Annotated in this window: 21 protein-coding genes and 1 pseudogene; 15 read left to right on the top strand and 7 right to left on the bottom strand. The window is 62.6% G+C overall.

Going from position 1 to position 24,153, the window contains the following annotated elements; translation table 11 throughout:
• The first annotated feature begins 1 nt into the window (after nt 1).
• Entirely contained in the window at nt 2–247 is a 246-nt protein-coding gene (locus tag FJ418_RS09805; protein WP_140865080.1) for a hypothetical protein, read from the top strand.
• Nucleotides 248–336: 89 nt separating this feature from the next.
• Nucleotides 337–1,737 (top strand): PepSY domain-containing protein, encoded by a 1,401-nt coding sequence (locus FJ418_RS09810; protein WP_140865081.1) that lies wholly within the window; start codon nt 337–339, stop codon nt 1,735–1,737.
• A gap of 74 nt (nt 1,738–1,811) precedes the next feature.
• On the opposite strand, the gene copD is transcribed toward FJ418_RS09810, so the two are convergent.
• The 3 genes from copD to FJ418_RS09825 form a co-directional block, all read right to left on the bottom strand.
• Nucleotides 1,812–2,702 carry a copper homeostasis membrane protein CopD gene (gene copD / locus FJ418_RS09815; protein WP_140865083.1) on the bottom strand — a complete coding sequence of 297 codons (891 nt, stop codon included), beginning with the start codon at nt 2,700–2,702 and terminating at the stop codon, nt 1,812–1,814.
• Between the two features lie 84 nt (nt 2,703–2,786).
• Complete coding sequence (gene copC / locus FJ418_RS09820; RefSeq protein ID WP_140865085.1) at nt 2,787–3,155, bottom strand: copper homeostasis periplasmic binding protein CopC; 369 nt, start codon at nt 3,153–3,155, stop codon at nt 2,787–2,789.
• 110 nt (nt 3,156–3,265) lie between these two features.
• Nucleotides 3,266–3,634 carry a DUF2946 family protein gene (locus tag FJ418_RS09825; protein ID WP_140865087.1) on the bottom strand — a complete coding sequence of 123 codons (369 nt, stop codon included), beginning with the start codon at nt 3,632–3,634 and terminating at the stop codon, nt 3,266–3,268.
• A gap of 317 nt (nt 3,635–3,951) precedes the next feature.
• On the opposite strand from FJ418_RS09825, the gene FJ418_RS09830 reads away from it, so the two are divergent.
• The 3 genes from FJ418_RS09830 to FJ418_RS09840 are packed head-to-tail and all read left to right on the top strand — an operon-like array spanning nt 3,952 to nt 6,411.
• Nucleotides 3,952–4,833 carry a zinc ABC transporter substrate-binding protein gene (locus tag FJ418_RS09830; RefSeq protein ID WP_140865089.1) on the top strand — a complete coding sequence of 294 codons (882 nt, stop codon included), beginning with the start codon at nt 3,952–3,954 and terminating at the stop codon, nt 4,831–4,833.
• Nucleotides 4,830–5,624 (top strand): ABC transporter ATP-binding protein, encoded by a 795-nt coding sequence (locus FJ418_RS09835; protein ID WP_140865091.1) that lies wholly within the window; start codon nt 4,830–4,832, stop codon nt 5,622–5,624. The genes FJ418_RS09830 and FJ418_RS09835 overlap by 4 nt, the downstream gene beginning before the upstream one ends.
• Entirely contained in the window at nt 5,608–6,411 is an 804-nt protein-coding gene (locus FJ418_RS09840) for a metal ABC transporter permease (RefSeq protein WP_210242130.1), read from the top strand. Before FJ418_RS09835 ends, FJ418_RS09840 begins: the two co-directional genes overlap by 17 nt.
• A gap of 91 nt (nt 6,412–6,502) precedes the next feature.
• Here FJ418_RS09840 and FJ418_RS09845 read toward each other — a convergent pair whose 3' ends face one another.
• The 3 genes from FJ418_RS09845 to FJ418_RS09855 form a co-directional block, all read right to left on the bottom strand.
• Nucleotides 6,503–7,228 carry a hypothetical protein gene (locus FJ418_RS09845; RefSeq protein WP_140865093.1) on the bottom strand — a complete coding sequence of 242 codons (726 nt, stop codon included), beginning with the start codon at nt 7,226–7,228 and terminating at the stop codon, nt 6,503–6,505.
• A gap of 55 nt (nt 7,229–7,283) precedes the next feature.
• Nucleotides 7,284–7,928 (bottom strand): HupE/UreJ family protein, encoded by a 645-nt coding sequence (locus FJ418_RS09850; RefSeq protein ID WP_348643096.1) that lies wholly within the window; start codon nt 7,926–7,928, stop codon nt 7,284–7,286.
• 283 nt (nt 7,929–8,211) lie between these two features.
• The gene (locus tag FJ418_RS09855; RefSeq protein WP_181166887.1) at nt 8,212–10,092 is read right to left on the bottom strand and encodes a M23 family metallopeptidase; all 1,881 of its coding nucleotides are present in this window, start codon (nt 10,090–10,092) and stop codon (nt 8,212–8,214) included.
• A 181-nt stretch (nt 10,093–10,273) separates the two neighbouring features.
• Between FJ418_RS09855 and FJ418_RS09860 the strand changes: the two genes are divergently transcribed.
• Genes FJ418_RS09860 through FJ418_RS09870 form a run of 3 tightly spaced genes read left to right on the top strand, consistent with a single transcriptional unit; the run spans nt 10,274 to nt 12,471 of the window.
• Nucleotides 10,274–11,236: a GTP-binding protein gene (locus FJ418_RS09860; protein WP_140786180.1), complete on the top strand. Its 963-nt coding sequence runs from the start codon at nt 10,274–10,276 to the stop codon at nt 11,234–11,236.
• Nucleotides 11,237–11,267: 31 nt separating this feature from the next.
• On the top strand, nt 11,268–11,591 hold the full coding sequence (locus FJ418_RS09865) for a nitrate reductase (protein ID WP_140865097.1): 324 nt from the start codon (nt 11,268–11,270) through the stop codon (nt 11,589–11,591).
• A gap of 4 nt (nt 11,592–11,595) precedes the next feature.
• Nucleotides 11,596–12,471: an alpha/beta hydrolase gene (locus tag FJ418_RS09870; RefSeq protein WP_140865099.1), complete on the top strand. Its 876-nt coding sequence runs from the start codon at nt 11,596–11,598 to the stop codon at nt 12,469–12,471.
• A gap of 57 nt (nt 12,472–12,528) precedes the next feature.
• On the opposite strand, the gene FJ418_RS09875 is transcribed toward FJ418_RS09870, so the two are convergent.
• Complete coding sequence (locus FJ418_RS09875) at nt 12,529–12,954, bottom strand: Fur family transcriptional regulator (protein ID WP_181166888.1); 426 nt, start codon at nt 12,952–12,954, stop codon at nt 12,529–12,531.
• Nucleotides 12,955–13,058: 104 nt separating this feature from the next.
• Here FJ418_RS09875 and zigA point away from each other — a divergent pair, with 104 nt between their 5' ends.
• The 7 genes and pseudogenes from zigA to FJ418_RS09905 form a co-directional block, all read left to right on the top strand.
• The gene (gene zigA / locus FJ418_RS09880) at nt 13,059–14,276 is read left to right on the top strand and encodes a zinc metallochaperone GTPase ZigA (RefSeq protein ID WP_140865103.1); all 1,218 of its coding nucleotides are present in this window, start codon (nt 13,059–13,061) and stop codon (nt 14,274–14,276) included.
• The gene (locus tag FJ418_RS31865; protein ID WP_181166889.1) at nt 14,273–14,416 is read left to right on the top strand and encodes a hypothetical protein; all 144 of its coding nucleotides are present in this window, start codon (nt 14,273–14,275) and stop codon (nt 14,414–14,416) included. Before zigA ends, FJ418_RS31865 begins: the two co-directional genes overlap by 4 nt.
• The gene (locus FJ418_RS09885) at nt 14,413–15,198 is read left to right on the top strand and encodes a metal ABC transporter ATP-binding protein (RefSeq protein WP_140865105.1); all 786 of its coding nucleotides are present in this window, start codon (nt 14,413–14,415) and stop codon (nt 15,196–15,198) included. Before FJ418_RS31865 ends, FJ418_RS09885 begins: the two co-directional genes overlap by 4 nt.
• Nucleotides 15,195–16,064, top strand: a complete 870-nt coding sequence (locus FJ418_RS09890; protein ID WP_140786185.1) for a metal ABC transporter permease — start codon at nt 15,195–15,197, stop codon at nt 16,062–16,064. Before FJ418_RS09885 ends, FJ418_RS09890 begins: the two co-directional genes overlap by 4 nt.
• A gap of 18 nt (nt 16,065–16,082) precedes the next feature.
• A complete protein-coding gene (locus FJ418_RS09895) occupies nt 16,083–16,997 on the top strand; it encodes a zinc ABC transporter substrate-binding protein (RefSeq protein ID WP_140865107.1) in 915 nt (304 codons plus the stop codon).
• A 205-nt stretch (nt 16,998–17,202) separates the two neighbouring features.
• Nucleotides 17,203–17,394 (top strand): annotated as a pseudogene (locus FJ418_RS09900) (invasion associated locus B family protein); the annotation flags it as partial.
• Nucleotides 17,395–18,088: 694 nt separating this feature from the next.
• On the top strand, nt 18,089–24,153 hold a 6,065-nt coding region (locus tag FJ418_RS09905; protein ID WP_246682991.1), incomplete at its 3' end, for an autotransporter-associated beta strand repeat-containing protein.

The raw sequence follows: 24,153 nt of genomic DNA on the forward strand, positions 1-24,153 counted from the left end.
CATGAGACTGGGCCAGTGCACAAGCTCCAGTCCCTGGGTGCAGTTAGGACTGACCTTCGCCACGGGTGCGGCGTCCGGCCTTGCCGTGTTCGCCTGGGTTGTCCCGAAGTCTCCCGAACCGGGCGCGCGGCTGTTCGATCTGCAGCGCAACGGCCTCGACGTCTTTGATGCCTTCGTGGTGGCATGGCTGTTCGGCCAACTGGCTGTTCTCGTCCACCATGTGCTGCCTGGCATCGCACGCGACTGAAATAGCACGGCCGCGTCCCGGACGCGGCTGTTCCCCCTTCAAACATTTGCAACGGCGGCCGCTCGGACCGCCTTCCTGGAGAGGTTATCATGTCTACCGCAACGCTTGCGACACAGCCGGACGTGGCTGTCAGCACAAGGCTCTATCGCGCCATATGGCGCTGGCATTTCTATGCCGGCCTCTATGTCATCCCGTTCCTGCTGGTGCTCGCCTGCACCGGCCTCATCATGGTCTACGGCAATTCGATCGAGACCTTTCTCGGCGCCAAGCACTACGTGGCGCCCGGTGGCGAGCGCGCTTCCTACGAGGCGCAGTCGCAAGCGGCCGTCGCGGCGATTCCCGGCGGCGCGCTGAAGCTGATGGTGGTGCCGAAGGAGGACGACCGCGCCACCGTCTTCATCGTCAACGGCAATGGCAAGGACAATGTCGTCGCCATCGATCCGCATGACGCCAAGGCGCTGGATACAATCGTCAAGGATGATACTTGGTTCTACTGGGCCGACAACATCCACGGCACGCTGCTGCTAGGCGATGTCGGCGATCGTCTGATCGAGGTCGCCGCCGGCCTCGGCATCGTGCTGATCCTCACCGGGCTCTATATGTGGTGGCCGCGCAACGGACGTTCGCTCGGCAAGGTGCTGTTCCCGAATCTCTCCGCGCGGGGGCGCTCGTTCTGGAAGGAAATCCACGTCTCCCTGGGCTTCTACCTCTCGATCGTGCTGTTCTTCTTCCTGCTCTCCGGTCTCTCCTGGACCGGCATCTGGGGCACCAAGATCATGCAGGCCTGGAGCACCTTTCCGGCGGCAAAATGGGACAATGTTCCGCTCTCCGACAAGACCCATGCCTCGATGAACCATGGCGCGATGAAGGAAGTGCCCTGGGCGCTGGAGCAGACGCCGATGCCGATGTCGGGTTCGCAGGCGGGTTCCGCCGGGCTGCAGATGGGTTCCGTCAATCTCGACACGGTCGCCGCCTACGCCCGTGCCAATGGATTCACCGAGCAGTTTCGCATCAACGCGCCGCAGGACGACGGCGGCGTGTACACGATCTCGGCCGACTCGATGGATGCCGACACCAAGAACCCGTTCGGCGACCGCACTGTGCATATCGACCGCTACACCGGCAAGATCCTCGCCGACGTGCGCTTCGCCGACTACGGTCTGGCCGGCAAGGCGATGGCGGTGGGTATTGCCCTGCACCAGGCCAATCTCGGCTGGTGGAACACGGCGCTCAACGTGCTGTTTTGCCTCTCCGTCATCACCATGGCGTTGTCCGGCGTCGTGATGTGGTGGAAGCGTCGCCCCACGGGGCGCCTCGGCGCGCCGCTTTATCCGAAGGACTACCGGGCGCCAGTGGCGATCATCGTCATCGCACTCGCGGTCTCAGTCATCTTCCCGCTGACTGGCATCGCGATCGTCGTCTTCGCCATCATCGACTGCTTGGTGCCGAAGCGCTTCAAGGAAGCTGGTCTTCAGCCGGCGGGAGCCTGACGCTCGAACGGGCTCGCCCGCTTTTGCGGACGAGCCCATATCGCGGAACAATCGGGCTCCGCCATCAGGTAGGATCACTCCCCGCCGTTCGGATCGAGCATGCCAAAGATCGCGACGAGCAGGATGGCGGCAAGGCCGAGGCCGATCTCGACCAGCGTGCCCGTCCGGATTGCCGCGAGGGCCGAGGCTCGGTCGCGGCCGATGCGGGGCACAAACCGATAGCGGTTGAGAATCGCTACCGAAGTCATGACGAGCACGACAGCGATCTTCGCCGTCAACAACGCCCGGTAGGTCGAACTCCAGCCGAACGGCCAGCCGACGATGAAAAGGCTGTTGCCGATGCCGGAGAGGATCGCCAGCGCGACCGCCCAGTGGCCGGCCGTCGAGAAACGGCGAAGCGCTGTCGCGGTCTCCGCCCGAAATGCCGGCCGGCCGAATCTGGCCAGCACGAGTACAAGCGGCAGCAGGGCGCCGAACCATGCGCCGGCGGCAAGCAGGTGCAGGATGTCGTTGAGCGGATGGACAACGCCTTGCCAGCCGTCCTGCATGACGGCGTGTCCAGTGAGCGCGAGGCTGGCCAAGGCCAGGGCCGCCGTCGCAGCCGTCGCCATTGGCACAAGGCGGGCGGAAGCGCTCTGCGCGATCGCCAGCGCGCCGGCAGCGGACAGTTGCCAAAGCCACGCCTTGCCGACGCTCGTCGAGACAAGGATGTCGCCGAGCACCTGTCCGTTGACGGCATCCGGCCAGCCATCGCCGATCATCGCGGCCTGCAGCGGCAATGCCGCGCATGTCGTGACCAGGGCCAGGCTGACCGCCGTAAGGCGAAAGATCGTCAACCTCTCCGCCACCGGCTCGGCCAGACGTCGCGGGACAAGCGTTGCAAGATAGCCGAAGCCTCCCCATAGCAGCATCAGCGCCGCATCGTGAACGAAGCGGCAGGCCATGAGCAGGGTGTCCGGCGTCATCGGGCGGCCGGGCGATCGGATGTAGGGTGGTCCATCATCGGGCGGAGCGAACGAGGGGGCACGAATCGTGCCCCCTCTGGCCGATCACGGCTTCACGGTGAACTTGTAGTCGCCATGCGTCTTGTGGCCGTCCTGCGACAGCGCATGCCACTCGACCTTGTACACACCGGCGGCGAGACCGGCAGGTAGATTGACCATGAAGGTCTTATCGCCGTCCATCAGCATGTCATTGTCGGTCTTGACCGCCTTCTTATCGGGTCCGGTGACCTTCACGCCGGTGAACTTCAGGTTGAGCTCCTCGCTGAACTTGAGGTCGAGCTCCGTAGGCGCTTCCTTGACCGTCCCGTTGATCGGCGGTTGCGCCGCTTCGAGATGGGCATGGGCATACGCGGCGTCCGAAAGCGCGACGGAAGAGAGGGCTGCAAATGCGGTTGCGAGAACGATATTGCGCATGGTTCATTTCCTTATGGTGGGCGGACTAGGCCGGCCCGAATTGAATTGGAGATTGGTCGAGATCTAGAAGCGATCCTGCAACCGCCACGGTTGCTTCCGCCGGTTTCCAGTCAGGGGGGACCGCGTGAGCTGAGCGGCTGAAGCTCGTAACGCCGGACCAATGCATCGGAAAAACGCCTGCTGTCGGAGGTGATGAGGAAGGCGTTCAACAGCGGCTCGACGCTGTTCGCTTCGGGAATGATCGCCGTTGCGAAATCGCAGCCGGACAGGCAGCAGTCGCAATCACAGCCGCCGCTATGCGATCCGCTGTGCGAAGTGGTTCCCGCATCGGCGGTGCACAAGATGTTGCCGAAAGCATCGCGCGGCCCGGTGGCGGCCTGCGCGCCGATTCCCGCACCGCTTACGAATGCCTGAACGAAAAGAACCAGTACAGCGGCGATCGCTACTGGTGCGGGCGATCGTCTGCGCGACAATGTCATTTGGCCAAGCCGATCCTGTCCTCCAGGGCTATAGCATACGTGATTTCGGCTTGGCTATCGTGGCTTCGGCCAGCGGGACGATAACAAAAAATGGGGCGCCGCGGGCGAAACCGTGGCGGCCGGCGAGCACCGATTGGCCTACGGTGCCTGGGTATCGTCAGGCCGCGGGAGGTCGGACCTGCCGAGAGCGGATCGCACATATTTCACATTTCCGTTATGTGATAACATCGCTTTCTGGTTGACTGACGTAATAACATAACCTACCCAGTGATCGCTTCGGCGACAGGGGTTGCCTCGCTCTGCAAAGGGAGAAAGACATGCGTTCCTTTCCATTTTTGGCGGCGCTGTTGTTCGCCGTGACATTGCTGACAGGCGGCGGTGCTCGCGCCGAAGATAAGGTGAACATCGTCGCGGCCGAGAATTTCTATGGCGATCTCGCCCATCAGATCGGCGGCAGCAATGTCGCGGTGACCAGCATCCTTGCCAATCCCGACGATGACCCGCATCTGTTCGAGACCAGCCCCTCGACGGCGCGCACGATCGCCGACGCCAAGATCATCATCTACAACGGCGCGGATTACGATCCGTGGATGGAGAAACTTCTATCAGCCTCCACCAACGCGCAGCGCACGACCATCGTGGCCGCGGATCTGATCGGCAAGAAGTCGGGCGACAACCCGCATTTGTGGTACAATCCGGCGACGCTGCCCGCGATCGCCAAGCAACTCTCCGCCGACCTTTCAAAGCTCGACCCCGCCAATGCAGCGCACTATCAGGCCAACCTGGCGAAGTTTCAGTCGTCGTTGGACGCAATCAACAAGCAGATCGACGACGTCAAGAAGGCCTATGGCGGAACCGAGGTCACTGCGACGGAGCCGGTGTTCGGCTATATGGCCGATGCCCTCGGCCTCAAGATGCTGAACTACGATTTTCAGGTCACGGTGATGAACGATGCCGAGCCGAGCCCGACGCAGGTGGCGGCATTCGAGAACAGCCTCAAGGACGGATCGGCCAAGATCCTCTTCTACAATTCGCAGGTGACGGACGAAGCGACGACGCGTCTCCTCGACATTGCCAAGCAGAACAAGGTCACCGTCATAGGCGTAACCGAGACGGAACCCGCCGGCAAGACGATCCAGTCGTGGTTCGGCGGCCAGATCAGCGACGTGCAGAAGGCCCTGGCCGCCCGCACACAATGAATGTCATCGCCTTCGACAGGGTCACATTGACCTATGGGGGACGCCGGGTTCTTACCGACGTCTCCTTTTCCATTCCACAGGGTGCGTTCGTGGGGCTGCTTGGCGCCAACGGGGCGGGCAAGACAACGATGCTGCGCGCGGTCCTGGGGCTTTTCCGTCCGGCCAGCGGAACGATTTTCGTCCTTGGCCGGCCGCCGACACGCGGCAATCCCGCCATAGGCTATATGCCGCAGGCGCGCCGCACCGTGACCCATGCCGGCATCAGCGGCTTCGATCTCGTCGTCACGGCGGCGGGCGGCCATCGTTGGCGCTGGCCGGCGGCGTCGGCGCTCGAGAAGGACGCGGCATGGAAAGCGCTTGAAGAGGTCGGCGCGGCCGATATCGCCAGGAGGCCGTTCGCGGAGCTGTCGGGGGGCGAGCGGCAGCGAATCCTTATCGCCCAGTCGCTGATCGGCGACCCCAAGCTGCTGCTGCTCGACGAGCCGCTGATCAGCCTGGACGCCGCGCATCAGCGCACCATCATCGAACTCGTCCATGAGGTCGGCGAGCGGCTGGGTATCGCCGTCATCTTCTGCTCGCACGAGATCAACCCCTTGCTTCGCGCCGTCGATGCCGTCCTCTATCTCGGGAACGGCAACGCCGCGATCGGGAGCGTCGATGAGGTCATCAACGGTCCGGTCCTGTCGAGGCTTTATGGAACGCACATCAACGTGGTGCGGGTAGGCGGACGCATCTTCGTGATGGCCGACGACGTTGAACTGGAGGGCGCCGCGCATGTTCACGATGTTTGACTACGAATTCATGCGCAACGCCTTCGCCGCATGCACGGTCGTTGCCATCGTGACCGGGGCGGTAGGATATTTCCTCGTGCTGCGAGGCCAGACCTTCGCAGGACATGCGCTGGCTCATGTCGGATTTCCTGGCGCAACGGGCGCCGGCCTGCTCGGCCTGTCGCCATTCTTCGGGTTGACTATCTTCACCGTGCTGGCCGGCATCGGCATCGGCCTTCTGGGCGAAAGAGCGCATCGCGACGTCGCGATCGGCATCGTGCTGACGCTTTCGCTCGGTCTCGGCTTGCTTTTCCTGCATTTCTACACCGCTTTCGCGTCCCAGGCGACGAATGTCCTGTTTGGAAACGTGCTCGGCATCAGTTTCCGGACGGTCGTCATCCTTGCAGCGCTTTCCCTGGCGATCCTGGTCGGCTTGACCTTCATTTCCAGACCCTTGCTCTTCGCCAGCCTGCAGCCTGAGCTGGCGGAGGCCAAGGGCGTGAACCTCGATCTGGTTTCGACATTGTTCATGATCATTGTCGCCGTGACCACGGCTGAAGCCACCCAAATCGTCGGCGTGCTTCTCGTCTTCGCGCTGATGGTCGCCCCGGCGGCAACGACGCTGCGCCTGACCCGCGGTGTGCTGCGGGGCATCCTTGTCTCGATCGCGCTAGCGGTCGCCATCGCCTGGACCAGCTTGTGGCTTGCGTTCGAAACAGACTGGCCGACGAGCTTCTGGATCACATCGCTCGGTGCCACTGCCTATCTGGGCGCCGGTCTCATCCGGCGCTTGAAGGCGGCGCAATGACTCCCTGATGAACGGCTGAAAGCGTCGAACACCAGAGCAGCCGGCCCGCCGCAGCCACGCAACCAAGATGTTTTTCTGGCCGGGATACCGTTCACGGCATCAGCTTGTGTTCGCCCTGCTTCAAGGAATCGCGCGGACGCGTAAATTGCTGAACAGGAGGCTCGTAGCGGTATTTCCCAGTGGGCAATCCATCGGCGGGAGCAGCCCCCGATGGTTGGGACATGGTTGTTGGAGGCTTGGTGGCGATCGCCGTTCCTCCAAGGAGGAGCCCGATCGCGACCAGCCAACTGCCCAGAATGCGTGTGCCGATCGTGTACCACGCAGGCGGGAAAATCCGTCCGATAAGGCCGACGGCGACAACGATCCAAAGGGCGATGATCGTCCCCGAGAGCGGTATTCGGAGATCGTTCAACGTAGGGTCGGTGAACTTTGTGACGACGGCCAACAACGCGCCGATGAGCAACGCCGCGGCGGGTATTGTGCAAGTTCGGAAACGACCGGAAACGACGAGAACGATGCCGATTATCAGCATCGAAAATGGCGCGGTAAGGAAAGCGTGAGTCGTCGCTCCCCGTACGCCGGCCATCACATCAAGGAATCGATCGTAAAGCAGAGTCCCGACCACCTCGCCCAGCAGCAATGCCACGAGTGTGAGAACTCCAAGCCTCAGGCTTACCAGAGCGGTTGCGACGCCCAGTCCGACCAGCGGCAAGACGCGTTCAGGAGAAAGGGCGCTGTTGAGGATCCACCACGACGTCTGCGTCCTTTCGGAAGAGGTCGCAAGTAGGCCGATCATGGCAGCGCCGGCGATGGCCACGACAGGGCCTGACCATCGAAGCAGGAATCGCCACGCCGATCGCTTGGGATATGTTTCAGGCGACAAGGAAATAAACGCCTCCCGCCGCGATCAATCCGCCCAGGCCCTGCGACAACCGTCCGCTGAATGCCTTGCCCAGCAGAAGTCCGAATCCGATACCCAGCAGGTGGATCAAGCCGGTGGCGATGACGAAGCCGATTGCATAGTCGGCCGGGTCGGCTGCATTCGGCAGTTCGGCGCCGTGGGCGTGGCCGTGGCAGATGGCGAACACGGCAATCATTAGCAACGCAACCCATTCCGCCGGCCGCCAAGCGCAGGCGATGGCCAGCCCCAGGGCGATGATCGACAGCGCAATGCCAATCTCAACACCGGGCAGCGGGACACCTGCTATTCCGGCAATTCCGCCGACGACCATGATCAGCGGGAATGCAACCGGCAGCGTCCAGATCGAACGCCCACCGATCTGGGCGCCCCACAGTCCCACGGCAAACATGGCCAGGAAATGATCAGGCCCTGTCAGCGGATGTTCGAAGCCGCTGCCAAATCCACCCGTCCCCGACTGAATGATATGCGCTTGCGCCGTCGTGGACCCGGCCGTCAGAGCTGTTGCCGCCGCCACCATGCCGTATGGAAGGTAGCCAAACCGGAGGGGGCTGCTGATGGACGGCAGTTCCGCTTTCTCTTCAAGTGTCTGCGCCACTCACGAACCTGCCATGTTGCCAAAGCGGCAAATTGCCATCGATGGAATCATCAAGATAAGACTTTTACGCTCAATGGATTCAGCGAACCAGAAAACGGCTATTTTTGGCGTTGAACTCGAAGCGGAGCGTTAATCGTCGGCGCCGGAGCGTGAGAGCGCAAGGGTGCCGAAGCTGAAACGAAGAGGCGCTTGAAGTCCCGGTCCCCTCTGGGAGTTCAGTCCGGAGCAGATCTGGCGGGCAGATTGTCTTCGGAATCGAACACTTGCCGAGAGACGGAGGCGATCAGCTTCGGGCTGGCGCCGCGAGAGCATTCGCGTGATCGAAGTTCACGTGACTGAGGTGTCCACGGTCCTTCGGGACCGCCGTCATGGCCTGCTCCAAATATCGCGAAATTCTCCCCACGTGGTCGATCTGCTTTCGCAAGGCTTCAAACCTCTGCCCGGTCAATCGAGTGCCGGCCGTCAGCCGCACGGATGTAGGATCGTAGTAGCGGCCGCCGATCCGCAATTCGTAATAAAGGTGCGGCCCAGTCGAAAGACCTGTCGAGCCGATATAGGCGATGACCTGCCCCTGCTTCACATATTGTCCAACCTGAAGCGTCGCGGGCACTCGGGAAATATGGGCGTAGGTCGTGAAATACCCGCCATCGTGCTGCAGGCGCACATACTTGCCATAGCCGGGCTGCCAACCGATGATGGCAACCTTGCCGTCCCCCGCGGCGACGATCGGAGAGCCATAGGGGGCGGCGTAGTCGACGCCGTTATGATGCAGCCATCGCCTGAGAATGGGGTGCAGCCGCCAGGCAAAACCATCGCCAAGCCTTCCGTTGGCGACCGGCTTTGCCATCATCATCTTTGAAACAGACCGGCCCTGGTCATCGAAGAATTCCGCCTCTTCGTTTGCGGACGGCCGATAGCGATAGAATGTCTTGCCGCCATCTCCGCTGTCGAATCTTGCCGAGACAAGTTCGGAGCTGCCATCAGCACGTGTCCGGAAGATCAGCTCGATCGAGTGGGCGTCAGCCGAGTCACCATCGAGCTTGAGGCCGCAATTGCGCGCCAGCCCGATAATCTGGCTCGCCACGGCGGGCGGCACGTTTTCCTTTTCAAGGCGCTGCATGACAAGCGGATATTTCGCCCGCAGTTGCGAGACATTTCCATCCGCATCCAGTCCGTCCATGCCTCCCGCGTGGAAGCCTGCTTCGGTCGCCTCGGCAGCGAGACGGTCAAACAAGTCGTGGTTGGCGACCGGCTGAAAACCTCCAGCGTCGCTCCGCGCAAGAATCGCCTCTGCACCATTATCCCGAAGGACCCGGACCGCCGCGAGTTGCGCGGTTCCGGCTTTCGATGCCGGCGTTTCAAGCATCAGGTCGACACGGTCGGAAGGGGCAATGGCCTGCTCCTTCAACGCATCCGCCAGCAAATGGCCATCGGCATTGCTCAAACCCGCGGCAGCTAGAAAAGCGGCAACGTCCACATCGGACTTCGGCATCGCCGCCACCCGTTTGATATGCGGCGCCGGCTGCTCCGCGGCCATGCTGACATTGATAGGAGTCCCTCGCGCCGCCATCATCTTGGAATTGCCCGGGATTGGCCGAGGGACCGCGCTCGGAGCACGGTTTGATGAGGCGTCGGTCCGTGGCTTTGCGAGCAGCGCATCGAAGGGACTCGGCCGCGCAACAGCATCTTCCTGAAAAAGCAGCGGTTCCGCCGCATCCGATTGATCGTCAGCAGATGGATTTCCCAGCGAAAACTCGACATGGCGATAGGTGAATTCGTTGGCGGATCCATTGGGGCCGGCTTCCACCAGATTGGCGATCGCATCCGTTCCGGCGACATGCGGCGGTGGCAGCCGATCGTCCTTTGGTGTCGATCCTTGTCTTGTCCTTTGTGGTTTTGCCGGGATTGCCTGGGCAAAGGCCGGAGGACGCACGGCAACACGCAATGTGCCAAGCAGCATACCCGTGGCGCCGATGGCCGCGACCATGATCGCGAGCACGAGTCGCGCATGGGTTCGAAACGCAAACCGCACGGTTCGTTCCTGCCAGTGAATGCCCGCCAGGGGACCATGGCTCAAATCGATACCGCGATGCCGGAACGCGCCGGAATTGCCATCATGCCCCCGACGATACTTGCCCGCTGCGGGCACGACAGGCACTGCCATTTGCCAGATTTCCCCTCTCTGGTCCCCGCCCCACATCTTGTCAGGATCGAACGATCCCCGCCCTCTATGACGAGGAAGCGTCCCGAAGGACACCCGTTCAACCCTCACATCTTTGTGCTTGATACGTTATACTATAACCGATAACAAGATGAAAACCGCCCCCTCAACGGAGTTTCCCGCCATGCAGACCCAGACTCCAGTGACCGTGCTGACCGGCTATCTCGGCGCGGGCAAAACCACGCTGTTGAACCGTATCCTGTCCGAAAATCACGGCAAGAAGTTTGCCGTCATCGTCAACGAGTTCGGCGAGGTCGGTATCGACAACGATCTTATCGTCGACGCCGACGAAGAAGTGTTCGAGATGAACAATGGCTGCATCTGCTGCACGGTGCGCGGCGATTTGATCCGCATCATCGACAGCCTGATGCGCCGTCGCGACCGTTTCGACGCTATCCTGGTGGAGACGACCGGCCTCGCCGACCCGGCGCCGGTCGCGCAGACGTTTTTCGTCGACGAGGACGTTCGTTCCAAGACCAGGCTCGATTCCATCGTGACTGTGGTCGACGCCAAGCATCTGCTCGGCGAGATCGACGAAGCGCACGAAGCCCAGGAGCAGTTGGCATTCGCCGATACGGTGCTGCTCAACAAGACCGACCTCGTCTCGGCCGAAGACCTGAAGGAGGTCGAAAGCCGCATCCGGCGCATCAACCCCACTGTTTCCATCCACCGCACACAGCGTTGCGACGTCGATCTCGACAAGGTTCTCGGCCGCAATTCGTTCGACCTTGACCGTATCCTCGAAGTTGAACCGGATTTCCTCGACGAGTTCCACGAGCATGAGCACGATGACCATGTGACCAGCTTCGCCCTGGTCACCAGGGAACCGCTCGACCCGAAAAAATTCCTGCCGTGGCTGCAGACGGTCACGCAGCAGTTCGGCATGGACATGTTGCGCATGAAGGGCATTCTCGCTTTCAAGGACGACGACGACCGTTTTGTGGTGCAAGCCGTCCATATGCTGCTGGAAGGCGATCACCAGCGGCCGTGGAAGGCTGATGAGGAGCGGACCAGTCGTCTTGTCTTCATCGGCCGCAATCTGCCGAAGGGTATCATCGAGAGCGGGTTCATGGGGTGCCGGGCGTGACCTTCGCCTATCACGAGAGGCCGCGAAGCTGGTGAAATTCGTCAATCCCTTTGCGCCCAGACGGGGACCTTCATCATCTCATGCCGACAGGATCAAACAATGGATACGCGATCGGCTTGATCTGAAGGAAGATGTCGCAATCACCGTGACGGAGGTTCGCTGCCGCGAATCCGGCTGCCCCGACCTGAAGACGGTCATCAGCATATTGGAGCGGCCGATACGCTCCTTGCGCGTCGGCAAGGCCGTGGCAATGATCGCAGAGCCCGACATCGCGCTCGCGCTGCAAATCGGGCAACGGCTTCTCGACGCAAACGCGGAGAGTTCATCCCCGAAGGTCAGCGTCAAACAGCATTGAAGGCATGGACTGGATCGAGGATCAAATTGAATGGATTGCGGACGGCAAAAAGGTTGCCGTCGGCCTGACCCGTTTTGGAATGGGCAAGAACCTGCTCCTTTTGCCGGCGCTCAGCTCGATCTCGACCCGCACCGAAATGCGACCGCTGCAGGAGCGGCTCGGCGCATCCTTTGCCACGACGGCCATCGACTGGCCCGGCTTCGGCGCCTTGCCTCGCCCCAGGATTGCCTGGCGCCCGGAACTTTATCGTACATTCCTGCGCTTCGTGACGCAGAGTGTCGTTCAGCCTGCTGCGACCATCGCTGCCGGTCATGGCGCGGGCTATGCGCTGGCAGTGGCCGCCGAAAATCCGGGTGGCTTGGGTCGCCTTTGCCTGCTGTCGCCGACCTGGCGTGGGCCGCTTCCAACCATGACCGGCAGGCGCATGGCGCTGTTTCGCGGGCTGGCAAAGGCCGTCGACCTGCCGCTCGCCGGGTCTTTTCTCTATCGGCTCAATGTGAACAGCCTTGTCATCGGCATGATGGCGCGCGGCCATGTCTATGCCGATCCGGCCTGGCTGACGCCGGAGCGCATGGCCGAAAAACGCACCGTCACCGACGCGCCCGGCGCCCGCTACGCTTCCTTCCGCTTCGTCGCCGGGGAACTCGATCCGTTCACCGATCGCGATGCCTTCCTGGAAAGCGCGCGACGAATCTTGACGAAGATACTCGTCGTCTACGGCGGCGGAACCCCACGCAAGTCCAAGGCGGAGATGACGGGCCTGGCATCGCTGACGAATGTGCGGACCGTCGAACTGCCGCGCGGCAAGCTCTCATTCTACGAGGAGTTTCCGAACCAGACCTGGGAGACGATCAACCCGTTCCTTTCAGAATCCGACTGAGGCCGGACTGGTTCACGATACCCAGGGTGTGAAGTTGGCGTAACGCAGGCTGCCACTTCAGGAAGCTGAGGCATTGCAGCTGGCGCAGCGCACCTTGAGTTCAATGGCGACAGTATCGACCTGAAAGGCCTCTTGCTCGGCCCAGGCCACAAGCCGACGATCGACTGTCTCGTCGTGGTGTTCAACAACAGTTCCACACCGGTCGCAGACCGCGAGGATCGTTGTTTGTCCATGATGGGGGTGCGCGTCGGTGCAGCGCACAAAGGCGTTCATGCTCTCGACCTTGTGGACGATACCGCATTGAATAAGACCGTTGACCGCCCGGTAAACCTGCACCGGTGATTTGATCCCCCGAGGCCCAAGTTCCCTCAAAATCTCGTAGGCGCCGATCGGCTTACCTGCCTTGTCTATGATCTCCAGCACGAGCGCCTGGTTCTTGGTCAGACCGCCGGGGATCGTGCCGACGCGATTGAGATCGAGCATTCGGTTCACATTTCTGTTATGAAATAACATAACTTTCTGTTGACCAATGTAATAACATAACCTACCCAGGGGTCAACTGGAATTGAAAATCTACCGGAGATCACATGCAGGCAGAGGCAGGGCGCAAATTGCCGGTGACCGTCCTTTCCGGCTTTCTCGGCGCCGGAAAGACGACACTTCTCAACACCATTCTCGGCAATCGCCAGGGTCGGCGGGTCGCTGTGATCGTCAACGACATGAGCGAGGTCAACATCGATGGGTCGCTGATCCGCGACGGCGGGGCGAACCTGTCGCGGACCGACGAGCAACTGGTCGAGATGACCAATGGCTGCATCTGCTGCACCTTGAGGGACGACCTTCTGAAGGAAGTTCAGGCGCTGGCAAGGCAGGGCCGGTTTGACAATCTTCTGATCGAATCCACCGGCGTTTCCGAGCCGCTTCCGGTTGCCTCCACCTTCGAGTTTCGTGACGAAAATGGCGTCAGCCTGTCGGACGTGGCGAGGCTCGACGCCATGGTCACTGTGGTCGACGCCGCCAATCTGCTGAAGGACTACGCCTCGAGCGATTTCCTGAAAGATCGCGGTGAATCGCTTGGCAATGGGGACAACCGCGCGCTGGTCGATCTGTTGGTCGAGCAGATCGAATTTGCCGATGTCATCGTGCTCAACAAGGTGTCGGCCGCGACGGCGGCCGACCTCGACGCCGCGCGAAAGATCGTGCGTGCGCTCAATCGGGATGCGCGGATCATCGAGACTGATTTTGGTCGGGTGGACCTTGCGGCAATCCTCGACATCGGCCTGTTCGATTTCGACAAGGCGCATGAGCATCCGCTCTGGTTCAAGGAGCTGAACGGCTTTTCCGAACACGTTCCCGAAACCGAGGAATACGGGATTAGTTCGTTCGTTTACCGGGCGCGCCGGCCCTTCGATCCGACGAGATTCAAGGCTTTCATCGACCGCGCATGGCCGGGCGTCGTCCGCGCCAAGGGATTCTTCTGGCTGGCCACGCGCCCGCAGCATGTTGGCGAATTGAGCCAGGCTGGTGCGTTGGTCCGCAGCGGCCGGCGCGGCTTCTGGTGGTCGGCGGTTCCGAAGGCCAGATGGCCCGACAACGACGGCTGGCGCCAATCCATGCAGCCTTATTTCGATCCGGTCTGGGGAGACCGCCGGCAGGAGATCGTCTTCATCGGAACGCACCCGATGAACGAAGCGCGCATCCGGAATGAACTCGATTCCTGCCTGGTTGCCGCCGAAACTTTCTCGCCGGCACAATGGAAGCATCTGTCCGATCCGTTTCCGCGCTGGACGGAGGAAGCCGCATGAACTGGCCACGAATCTCGGCGGGGCGAACGATCTTCGCCCGCAGCTTTCTCGTCTGGTCCGCGTTCGAGCGTCTGGGGGTCTTGGTCCTCATCATCGTCGCGCTGTGGCTGGCGGTTGCCTGGGCGGTGTCGCTGGCATGAACAAGACAGATCCCGCAGCCGCCGAGGCGGGCGGCCGCCTCATCAGCCTGTCGAACGTGACAGTCGCCTATGATCGGCGCCCGGCCGTGCATCATCTTTCCGGCTCATTTCTTCCGGGCAGCATGACGGCGATCGCGGGCCCGAATGGCGCCGGCAAATCGACGCTGGTCAAGGCGCTGATGAACCAGCTCCCTGTCGTGGAAGGACATATCGACCACACCGAACTTTCCTCGCGCGACTTCGGCTACCTGCCGCAGGCGGCGGAGATCGACCGCAGTTTCCCGCTGAGCGTCGGAGACACGGTCATGCTCGGCGCGTGGCACGTTGTCGGTGCGTTTCGCGGTATCACCGCGGCGATCACGGCGAAGGCGCGGGAGGCGCTGTCGGCCGTCGGCCTGGAAGGGTTCGAACGTCGTCCCATTGGCTCGCTCTCCGCAGGGCAGTTCCAGCGTGTGCTGTTCGCCCGGCTGCTGCTGCAGGACGCACGGGTCATCCTGCTCGATGAGCCGTTCACCGCCATCGACGCCAGGACCACGCGCGATCTGATGGATATCCTGCTGCGTTGGCACCGCGACGGCCGCACGATCATCGCCGTCCTGCATGATTTCGAACAGGTGAGGGCACATTTCCCCGAAACGCTGCTGATCGCCCGCGAACCGATCGGATGGGGTCCGACATCATCGGTGATGACCGCAGAGAATCTGCTCAAGGCAAGAGCCATGGCGGAAAACTGGGACGACTTTGCCGAGGTTTGTCACCGGGCCAGGAACAAAGCGGCATGAGCCTGCACGACCTGATTTTGGCGCCTTTCGCCGACTATGGCTTCATGCGCCGGGCGCTTGTCGCCTGTTTCTGCCTTGGACTGGGCTCCGGCCCGGTCGGCGTGCTCCTGATGCTGCGCCGTATGAGCCTGGTCGGGGATTCGCTCAGCCATGCCGTCTTGCCCGGCGCGGCGGTCGGCTTCCTGTTCGCGGGCTTTTCGCTGACTGCCATGGGCATCGGCGGGCTGATCGCCGGGCTCGCCGTTGCGATCCTGTCGGGCATCGTCAGCCGCACGACGTCGCTGCGCGAGGATGCCAGTTTCGCCACCTTCTATCTCACGTCGCTCGCCGCCGGCGTGCTGATCGTCTCGCTGCGCGGATCGAGCCGGGATCTGCTGCACGTACTGTTCGGCACCATCCTCGCGATCGACGCGCCGGCGCTTTACCTCGTCGCGACGATCGCCTCGCTCACGCTGATCATCCTTGCGATCGTATACCGCCCGTTGATCGCCGAATGTTTCGACCCGGGATTTCTTCGCGCGGTCGGCGGACGCGGGTCGCTCCACCATCTCGTCTTTCTCTTCCTGGTCGTTCTCAATCTCGTCGCCGGCTTTCAGGCCCTGGGTACGCTCATGGCGGTGGGGCTCATGATGCTGCCCGCCGCGATCGCGCGGCTATGGGCACGCAGCGTGCCCGGAATGTTCATCGTCGCGGCTTCGACGGCAGCGCTCTCCGGTTTCGTCGGGCTGATCGCCTCATTCCATCTCGGCTACGCCTCGGGACCATGCATCATCCTGACCGCAAGCCTCCTCTATTGCGTCTCGCTGCTTGCCGCTCCGTCGGGTGCCGTGCGGCGTCTGTTTCCCCGCCCACACCTTACGGGCTGATCACCAAGGAGAGTTTCGATGAGAAGACTGAACATGATGGCCACGCTTGGGCTCAGCGCTGTTGCCGTGTTGGCGGTGGCGGCCGCTGCCTCCGCGAAGACGCTGCATGTCGTTGCGAGCTTCACGGTGCTTGCCGACGTGGCCAAGGAAGTCGGCGGCAGCAATGTCGAAGTCAAGACAATCGTACCGGCCGACGGCGATCCCCATGAATACGAGCCGACGCCGGACGACGCCAAGAACCTCAAAGCCGCCGATGTCGTTTTCGTCAGTGGCGAAGGGCTGGAGGGCTGGATGGATCGCCTGATCAGCGGTTCCGGTTACACCGGAACGCCGGTCGTCGCTTCCGAAGGCGTCAAGACCCGCACGATGGATGAGGATGGCAAGACCGTGACCGATCCGCATGTCTGGAACAGCCCGGTCAATGTCGAGGTCTGGGTCGGCAACATCGAGAAGGCGCTCGAGGCGGCCGATCCCGAGGGGGCAGGACATTTCAAGGCGAATGCCGAGAGATACATGAAGAAGCTCCATGAACTCGACGCCTACGCGCGTTCCAAGATCGACCCGATTCCGCAGGAGAAGCGCAAGGTGCTGACCAGCCATGACGCCTTCGGCTATTTCGGACGTGAGTACGGGGTTTCTTTCCTGTCGCCGCTTGGCTTGTCAACTGAAGCCGAGGCCTCGGCCGGCGACGTCGCCAAGCTGATCGAGCAGATCAAGAAGGAAGGCGTGAAGACCTATTTCTTTGAAAACTCCAACGATCCTCGTCCCGTCAAGCAGATCGCGGGCGCCACGGGCGCCGAAGCGGGCGGAGAGCTCTACGTCGAGGCCCTTTCGAAAGAGGACGGTCCCGCGCCAACCTACGCCAGGATGTTCAAATACAACGTCGACCAATTGGCTGCTGCCATGGCGAAACAAACGCTGGCGCAGCAATAGAATATTCCATGCCAAAAGCGGATGGGGCCGTCGCCCCATCCGTGGATTCACCCTGCGATTCCGCCTCTGGCGATGAGATCGAAGAAGCCGCGCCGTGCGGCTCTTGGCTCTGTCCAGAGTGGTATCGGGAGGCCGGCTTGCGGCGTGACGGTGACCTCCAGAATCCAGGTACGGGTTTCAAGATGCGTGGGAGCCGCGATGGGCTCGCTTCCGCACCTGCCTGCCCGGCGGCTGCCTCGTCGATCTGAGTTTCGACGTCGAGACATTGGCGAGCCTGCGCGACGGCAAAAGCCTCAAGGTCAAGGTGGTCGCGGACGGGGGGAAGGAGACCAATCTGGCACTCTCGCTGAATGGCTTCCCCAGCGCCGTCGACAGGACGATGGCGCTGTTGAAGTAGACGTTCTATTTCCCGTACCGTTGCTCCTGGGCATCGGCAATGTGTTCGCAAAACAGCTCCCCGTTACACCGGGTCTCGTTCGCTGGATTTCTCCGGATGGCTACCCGCGCGGTGTCTTCATGAAGGCCGTCGAGCGAAGCTCGGGATTCTGCAGTCGAATGTAAGATCTGACTTATATTTAAACATCCTAATGTTTACATCAATAAATCCGAAACAATTCAATTAACCTCTTTATAAGTTGCTTGATGTGTGATGTTCTTGACAGACTTGCTTTGCGGGTGCCGATTCGATCGCCAGTGCAACGCCGCCATTGCCCGGGACCAAGGTGCGATCGCGGTTGGCAATCTGATCAGGCTGAGGAGAGGGTGATGCTGGAGCAGATCAAGCCAGCAGTGGGCATTGCGGATATATGAGGTCGTGGCGCAGCCTAGTCAGGCGAGTGGCGCGTCATTGCCGTCGGTCAGTCGACTGATGCAAGGATCCGCCGAGGGTCATCCCGTTCCGGCCCGGCAAAGCGGGCAGGCAACCCTCCTTGCCAGCTGTCGGTTCGCCACCAACCCCTTCAGCAAATCTCTTATCACATGGATCGGTCGGCTGCCGCCCCGGCCATATCGATTTGCAAGGCGGCCGGCATGTTACGACGACTGGTTGCGGCAGTGGCCATTCGACGCGGGGGAATATGATGGATAGAATCGTGAACAGCAAAGCAGGCATGTCGGCGGAGCCGACGCGCGAACCATCATTTGCCCATCGCCTGCTGCGCGGCGGCCGTATGACCAAATGGAAAGGCCAGGCGGCGAGCTATGCGCCGAATCTTGCCCACCTGGCTTCGACGGCAGCTCCGGTCTTGCGTGGTGCGCTTGTGTCGGCCGCGCTATTGGCCGGGCTTGGCGCCGTCCCTGCAGGGGCGGCCGATCTCTATTGGGACGTCAACGGCACCGCTGTGGGCCTCGGGGGTACCGGAGCCTGGAACACCTCGTCCCTGCTTTGGAATCCGAGCAGTGATGGTGTCACCGGGCCGATGGCCAGCTGGAACAATGCCGCCGTCGGCGGCGACAATGCCTTCTTCAACGGCACCGCCGGGACGGTGACGCTCGCGGGGCCGATGACGGCCCACAATCTGACCTTCGGTGTCGCGGGCTATACAATCGCTGGCAGCACGCTGACGCTCACCGGCACGACGCCGACGATTTCCACTGCCGGAACCACCACAATCAGTTCGGTGATCGCCGGATCAGGCTTCACCAAAGTCGGCGCCGGCGGGCTGACGCTCACCGGCGCGAACACCTTCACGGGTGACATCACCGTCTCGGCCGGAGGACTTGGGCTCGCCAGCGATGCCTCACTCGGCGCGGCCGGCAATGGCGTGTCACTTGCGAATGGTACCTCTATCAGCTCGACCAGCGCACTTGCCGCCAGCCGGGTTGTTACGATCGTCAGCGGACGTGCGGTCGCAGGTAGTGGGGCGCTCACAGCGCGCTTCACCGGGGCCGGCGGGCTGCAGGTTTTAGGCACAATCAGCAACGACGCCAACGACTATACAGGTCAGACGGTTTTCGGCCAAGGCACCAACGGCTTCACCTCGGTAGCAGACCTTGGGGTGGCAAGCTCGCTCGGCGCGCCTACGGATGCGGCGTCGGGTACCATCACTGTAAGCGCCGGTGGCGGAGTGGGCGGCAATCTGGTCTATTTCGGTGACGGCGACAGCTCCAATCGCAACTGGCGTTTCAACAACACCTCCAGCGGAGGCAACTATCTCCAGAACGCTGGCACCGGGACGCTGACGCTGACCGGCGATATTCTTGCCGGCGGTGCCTACGGACTTACCATGAATTTCTCCGCGGCGTCCGGCGACATGGACCTGCTGGGCGTCATTAGTTCCTCGGTCGCCCGGGCTATCGCCTTTACCGGAAATGCTGGCCGGATCATCACCCTCGGGGACGCCAACACCTACACCGGGCCGACCACGATCAACACTATCACCGTCAGGGCCGGGACCCTGGCGAACAGCGGTGCCAACAGCTCGTTCGGCACCGGCAACACTATCAATTTCGGCGGCGGCACGCTGAGCTATACCGGAACGGGCTCGGCGACCAACCGCACGCTGACGATCTCGGGCTCCAGCACCATCAGCAATGACGGCACCGGCGCGCTCTCCTTCAGCGGACCGACGAGCTTTGTCGCGGGCGGCGTCGCCGATACGCTGACGCTCGGCGGCAGCTTCGCGGGGGCGAACACATTCTCCGGCGTGATCTCCGGCGCCGGCAACCTCACCATGAACGGCGCCGGCACCTGGGTGGTGAGCGGCAGCAACACTTTCACCGGCACCACCACGGTCCAGGGCGGAACGCTCACCGCCGGCAGCTCTGCTGCATTCGGGCCTTCCAATCCGCTTGTCGTCAATGGCGGCACGCTTGACCTGGGTGGCTTCGACATAACCGCGCGCTCCTTGGCGGGCACCGGCGGGACCGTGGACCTCGGCAGCAACAACCTGACGGTGAACGGCACATCGGGCAGCGCCACCTATGCCGGCGTCATTACCGGCGCCGGCGGCCTCACCAAGCTAGGTGCCAGCACGCAGACGCTGACGGGCGCCAACACCTATTCCGGCGCGACCAGCATCGGCGGCGGCACGCTGGCGCTGGATTTCACAGCGCCCGGCGCGCCGACGGACAATATCGTTTCCATATCCTCGGCGCTCAATATGAGCGGCGGCACGCTCACCGTGAAAGGTGGCACCGGGACGAACAGCCAAAGCTTCAATGGCCTGAACGTCACGGCGGGCAACAACCGGATCAACGCGACCGCTGGCGCGGGCGGCGTGCTGGCGGTCAAACTCGGCGCCGTCAGCCGTACCGGCGGTCTGGTCGATTTCGGCATCGGCACGGGAACGTCGATGGCCACCAGCAATGCCAACGGCGCGCTTGGCGGCTGGGCAACCGTCAACGGCACCGACTATGCGCAAGTGTCGGGCGGCTTCATCACCGCATTCACCGCCTATGTTGATGAGGACAACGCGGCCCTGTGGGCGACGGGCAATATCCTTAGCGACGAAGCCGGCAACGCCAATACGCCCTATTTCGGCACGGTGAACGGCAATGTCGCGCTCGGCGGCCTCAAATACACGGCGGCGGCCAATTCCATCGTCACTGTTGGCGCCGGCAATACGCTCGGCGTGGACGGCACTATAATCGTCTCTCCCTCGGTCGGCACCGCGAACCAGACCATCCAGGGCGGCTCCTTGACCGGAGGCGCCGGTGGAAGCGCGCTTGGCGTGCAGCAGAACAGTGGCGGCACCTTCACCGTCGCCTCGAACATTATCAACAACGGTGGCCCGACCTCCTTCACGGTGGGCGGCACGGGAGGCTCGACCGGCACCGGTGTCGTCGCGCTGACGGGCAGCAACAGTTACACCGGTGCGACGACGGTGAGCGGTGCCACGCTCGCCTTCAACAGTGTCGCCAATGGCGGCGCGGCGAGCGGCATCGGCGCCTCATCCAGCGCGTCGTCGAACCTGGTGATCGAGAACGGCACGTTGCGCTACACCGGCGCAACGGCCTCGACCGATCGCGGCTTCACCCTCGTCAACGGCGGTCCATCGCGCACCTTCGAGGTCACCAACGCCGCCACCAACCTGACGTTCTCCGGCCAAGTGACCAGCCCGGACGATGCCGGCTTCACCAAGACCGGCGCCGGCACGCTGACACTGACAAACGCGAGCAACGACTATGTCGGCGTCACCACCATTGCCGGCGGCACTCTGGCCATAAGCACGCTTGCCGATGGCGGGCAGGCGAGCGGTATCGGCGCGGCGAGCAACGCTTCATCCAATCTTGTGCTGCAAAACGGTGGGAAGCTCAGCTATATCGGCGGAACCACCAGCAGCGACCGTGGCTTCACGCTCGGCACCGGCGGCGGAGCTATCGACGTAATCGGCGGCACCACGCTGACGATGAGCGGGGTTGGCACCGGGACAGGTGGTCTCACCAAGGGCGGCGCCGGTGTCTTGGTGCTGTCGGGCACGAACAATTATACCGGCGGCAGCACGGTAAGCGCTGGCATTCTGCGTGCAGGGTCTGCCGGTGCGTTCGGCACAGGGGCGATGACAGTGGCCACGGGAGCGACTCTCGATCTGGCCAACAACAACAACACCGTGGGCGGGCTCGGCGGCGGGGGCAGCGTGCTGCTGGGCGCGGCGACCCTGACGACGAACGGCAACGGCAGCTTTTCGGGCACGATCGGCGGCAGCGGCGGCGTCGCCGTCGCGGGCGGCAGCCAGACCTTCAGCGGCTGCACCGACAGCTACACGGGAGCCACGACCATCACCGGCACGCTGAACGTCAGCTGCCTGCGCAATGGCGGACAGCCGAGCGACATCGGCGCCTCGAGTAGCGCCTCGACCAATCTGCAGATCGATGGCACACTGAACTATACCGGCGCCAGCGTCACGACCGATCGCGGCTTTACACTGACCTCGGGCAGGATCACCGTGGAGAACGCCGCCACGACACTCGAGTTCAGCGGGGTGGCGACGGGGACGCAGCTCGAAAAGTTCGGGCCCGGCACCTTGGTGCTCTCCGGTGCCAATACCTACAACGGTGCGACTTTCGTCAACGGCGGCACCCTCCGCGCGGGGTCGACCAGCGCATTCGGCTTGAGCGGCCTGCGAATGGACACGACCGGGGCAACCCTGGATCTGAACGGTTTCAGCAATACGGTCGGTTATATCAGCCAAGGTAATCTGGGCATTACTGGCGGCAACATCACGCTTGGCAGCGCCACGTTGACGATAAGCGGTATCGGAAGCGCCAATTACAACGGTGCCATCAGCGGCAGCGGCGGGCTTGTGAAGAACGGGGCCAGCGCGCAGTCGTTGTCCGGCAGCGCTAGCAGCTACACCGGCCCGACTGTCATCAATGGCGGCATCCTCGCCGTGGCCAGCCTTGCCAATGGTGGCACCAACAGCTCGATCGGAGCATCGAGTTCCGCGCCGAGCAATCTGATCATCAATGGCGGCGTGCTGCGTTATAACGGTACGGGTGGCAGCACCGACCGGCAGTTCACCTTCGGCCCCAATGGCGGCGGTCTCGACGCGTACGCCTCTGGCCCGGGTCCGATCAATTTTACCAGCACGGCGCCTGTCACCATGTCAGGCAGCGGGAGCCGAACGCTGCAGCTCGCGGGCCTGAGCACTGCCGACAACTCGCTTTCGGCGCGGATCGACAACCCGACGGGCGGCACTACCGCTCTCACCAAGAGCGGCACGGGTACCTGGGTGCTGAAGAACCAGACCAGTACCTATACCGGCATCACCACGATCAGCGGCGGCGTGCTTGCCGTCGACAAGCTCGCCGATGGCGGCCAGGCGAGTTCGATCGGGAAGTCGTCGAACCTGGCATCCAGCCTCGTGATCGGCAGCGGTTCGACGCTGCGCTATACCGGCACGGGCGACACCACCGACCGGCTGTTCACGCTGCAGACCGGCGTCAGCTTCATCGAATCGTCCGGCACCGGGGCGATCCAGTTCACCAATACCGGGTCCGCATTATACAGTGGGGCCGGAGCGCGCACGCTGGCGCTGGGCGGCACGAACACCGGTCTCAACATAATGGGCGGAACGATCGTCGACCAGAATGCCACGACCGGGAAAACGACGCTGGCCAAGAACGATGCCGGCACGTGGGTGCTGACGGGCAACAACAGCTATTCCGGCAACACCGTCATCAATGACGGGAACCTGATCATCGGCAATGGCGGCACGTCGGGCAACGCCGGCACAGGCAATGTCGTTGTCGTCAACTCGACCTCGACGCTGTCGTTCAATCGCAGCGACACGTTCAACTTTGCCGGCAACCTGAGCGGCGCGGGCAACATCGCCCAGATCGGCGCCGGCACGACCAGGCTGACGTCGGCGATCGACAGCAGCATCGGCGGCACGACGCAGGTCGATGCCGGCATGCTGGAATTGGCAACCAACCTGACCAGCAGCGGCGGCACGACCGTGAATGCCGGCACGCTGCAGGTCGACGCGGGCAAGGTGCTGACCACCCCGACCCTCGCCATGGATGGCGGCTCGACCTTGAACATCAATGGCACCGTGCAGGCGGTCGGCGCGACCCCCGTAGCAATCACCGGCGACGCAGGGGCAAGCACGATCAACATCGCCAATGGCGGCACGCTGCGCGGCAATGGCGACCTTGGCGGTGGCAGCGACACTGTCAACCTGACCGGGACCTTGAACACCGGAGTGGGAGCGCTGAACCTTGACGCCGGCAACGACACGCTGACGCTTAACGACGGCGCCGTTCTCACCGGAACAGTCAACGCCGGCACCGGTGGCGAGACGGGCGCGGGCGACACGCTTCGGGTAATCAACACGGTGAATCGCACAGTCCAGGGCGCGGGCATCAGCGGCTTCGAGAGCCTGGACAAGCAGGGCACCGGAACGTTGACGCTTGTTGGTGACCACAGTTACAGCGCCGGCACGACGATCCAGGGCGGGACGCTCCAGGTGGGCAGCGGCGCGACAGCGGGTACCTTGACGACACCGAGCGTGACCAACAACGGCACGCTCGCCTTCAACCTGAACAACACCTATACCTTCGATGGGGCCATCTCTGGCACGGGTTCGGTCAACAAGCTCGGCACCGGCGTGACCACGCTCACCGGCACCAACAGCTATAGCGGCGCCACCAACGTCAATGCCGGGACGCTGCTGATCAACGGCAACCAGTCGGGTGCTACCGGCCCGACATCGGT

Source organism: Mesorhizobium sp. B2-8-3 (genome assembly GCF_006440815.1).
Lineage (GTDB): Bacteria > Pseudomonadota > Alphaproteobacteria > Rhizobiales > Rhizobiaceae > Mesorhizobium.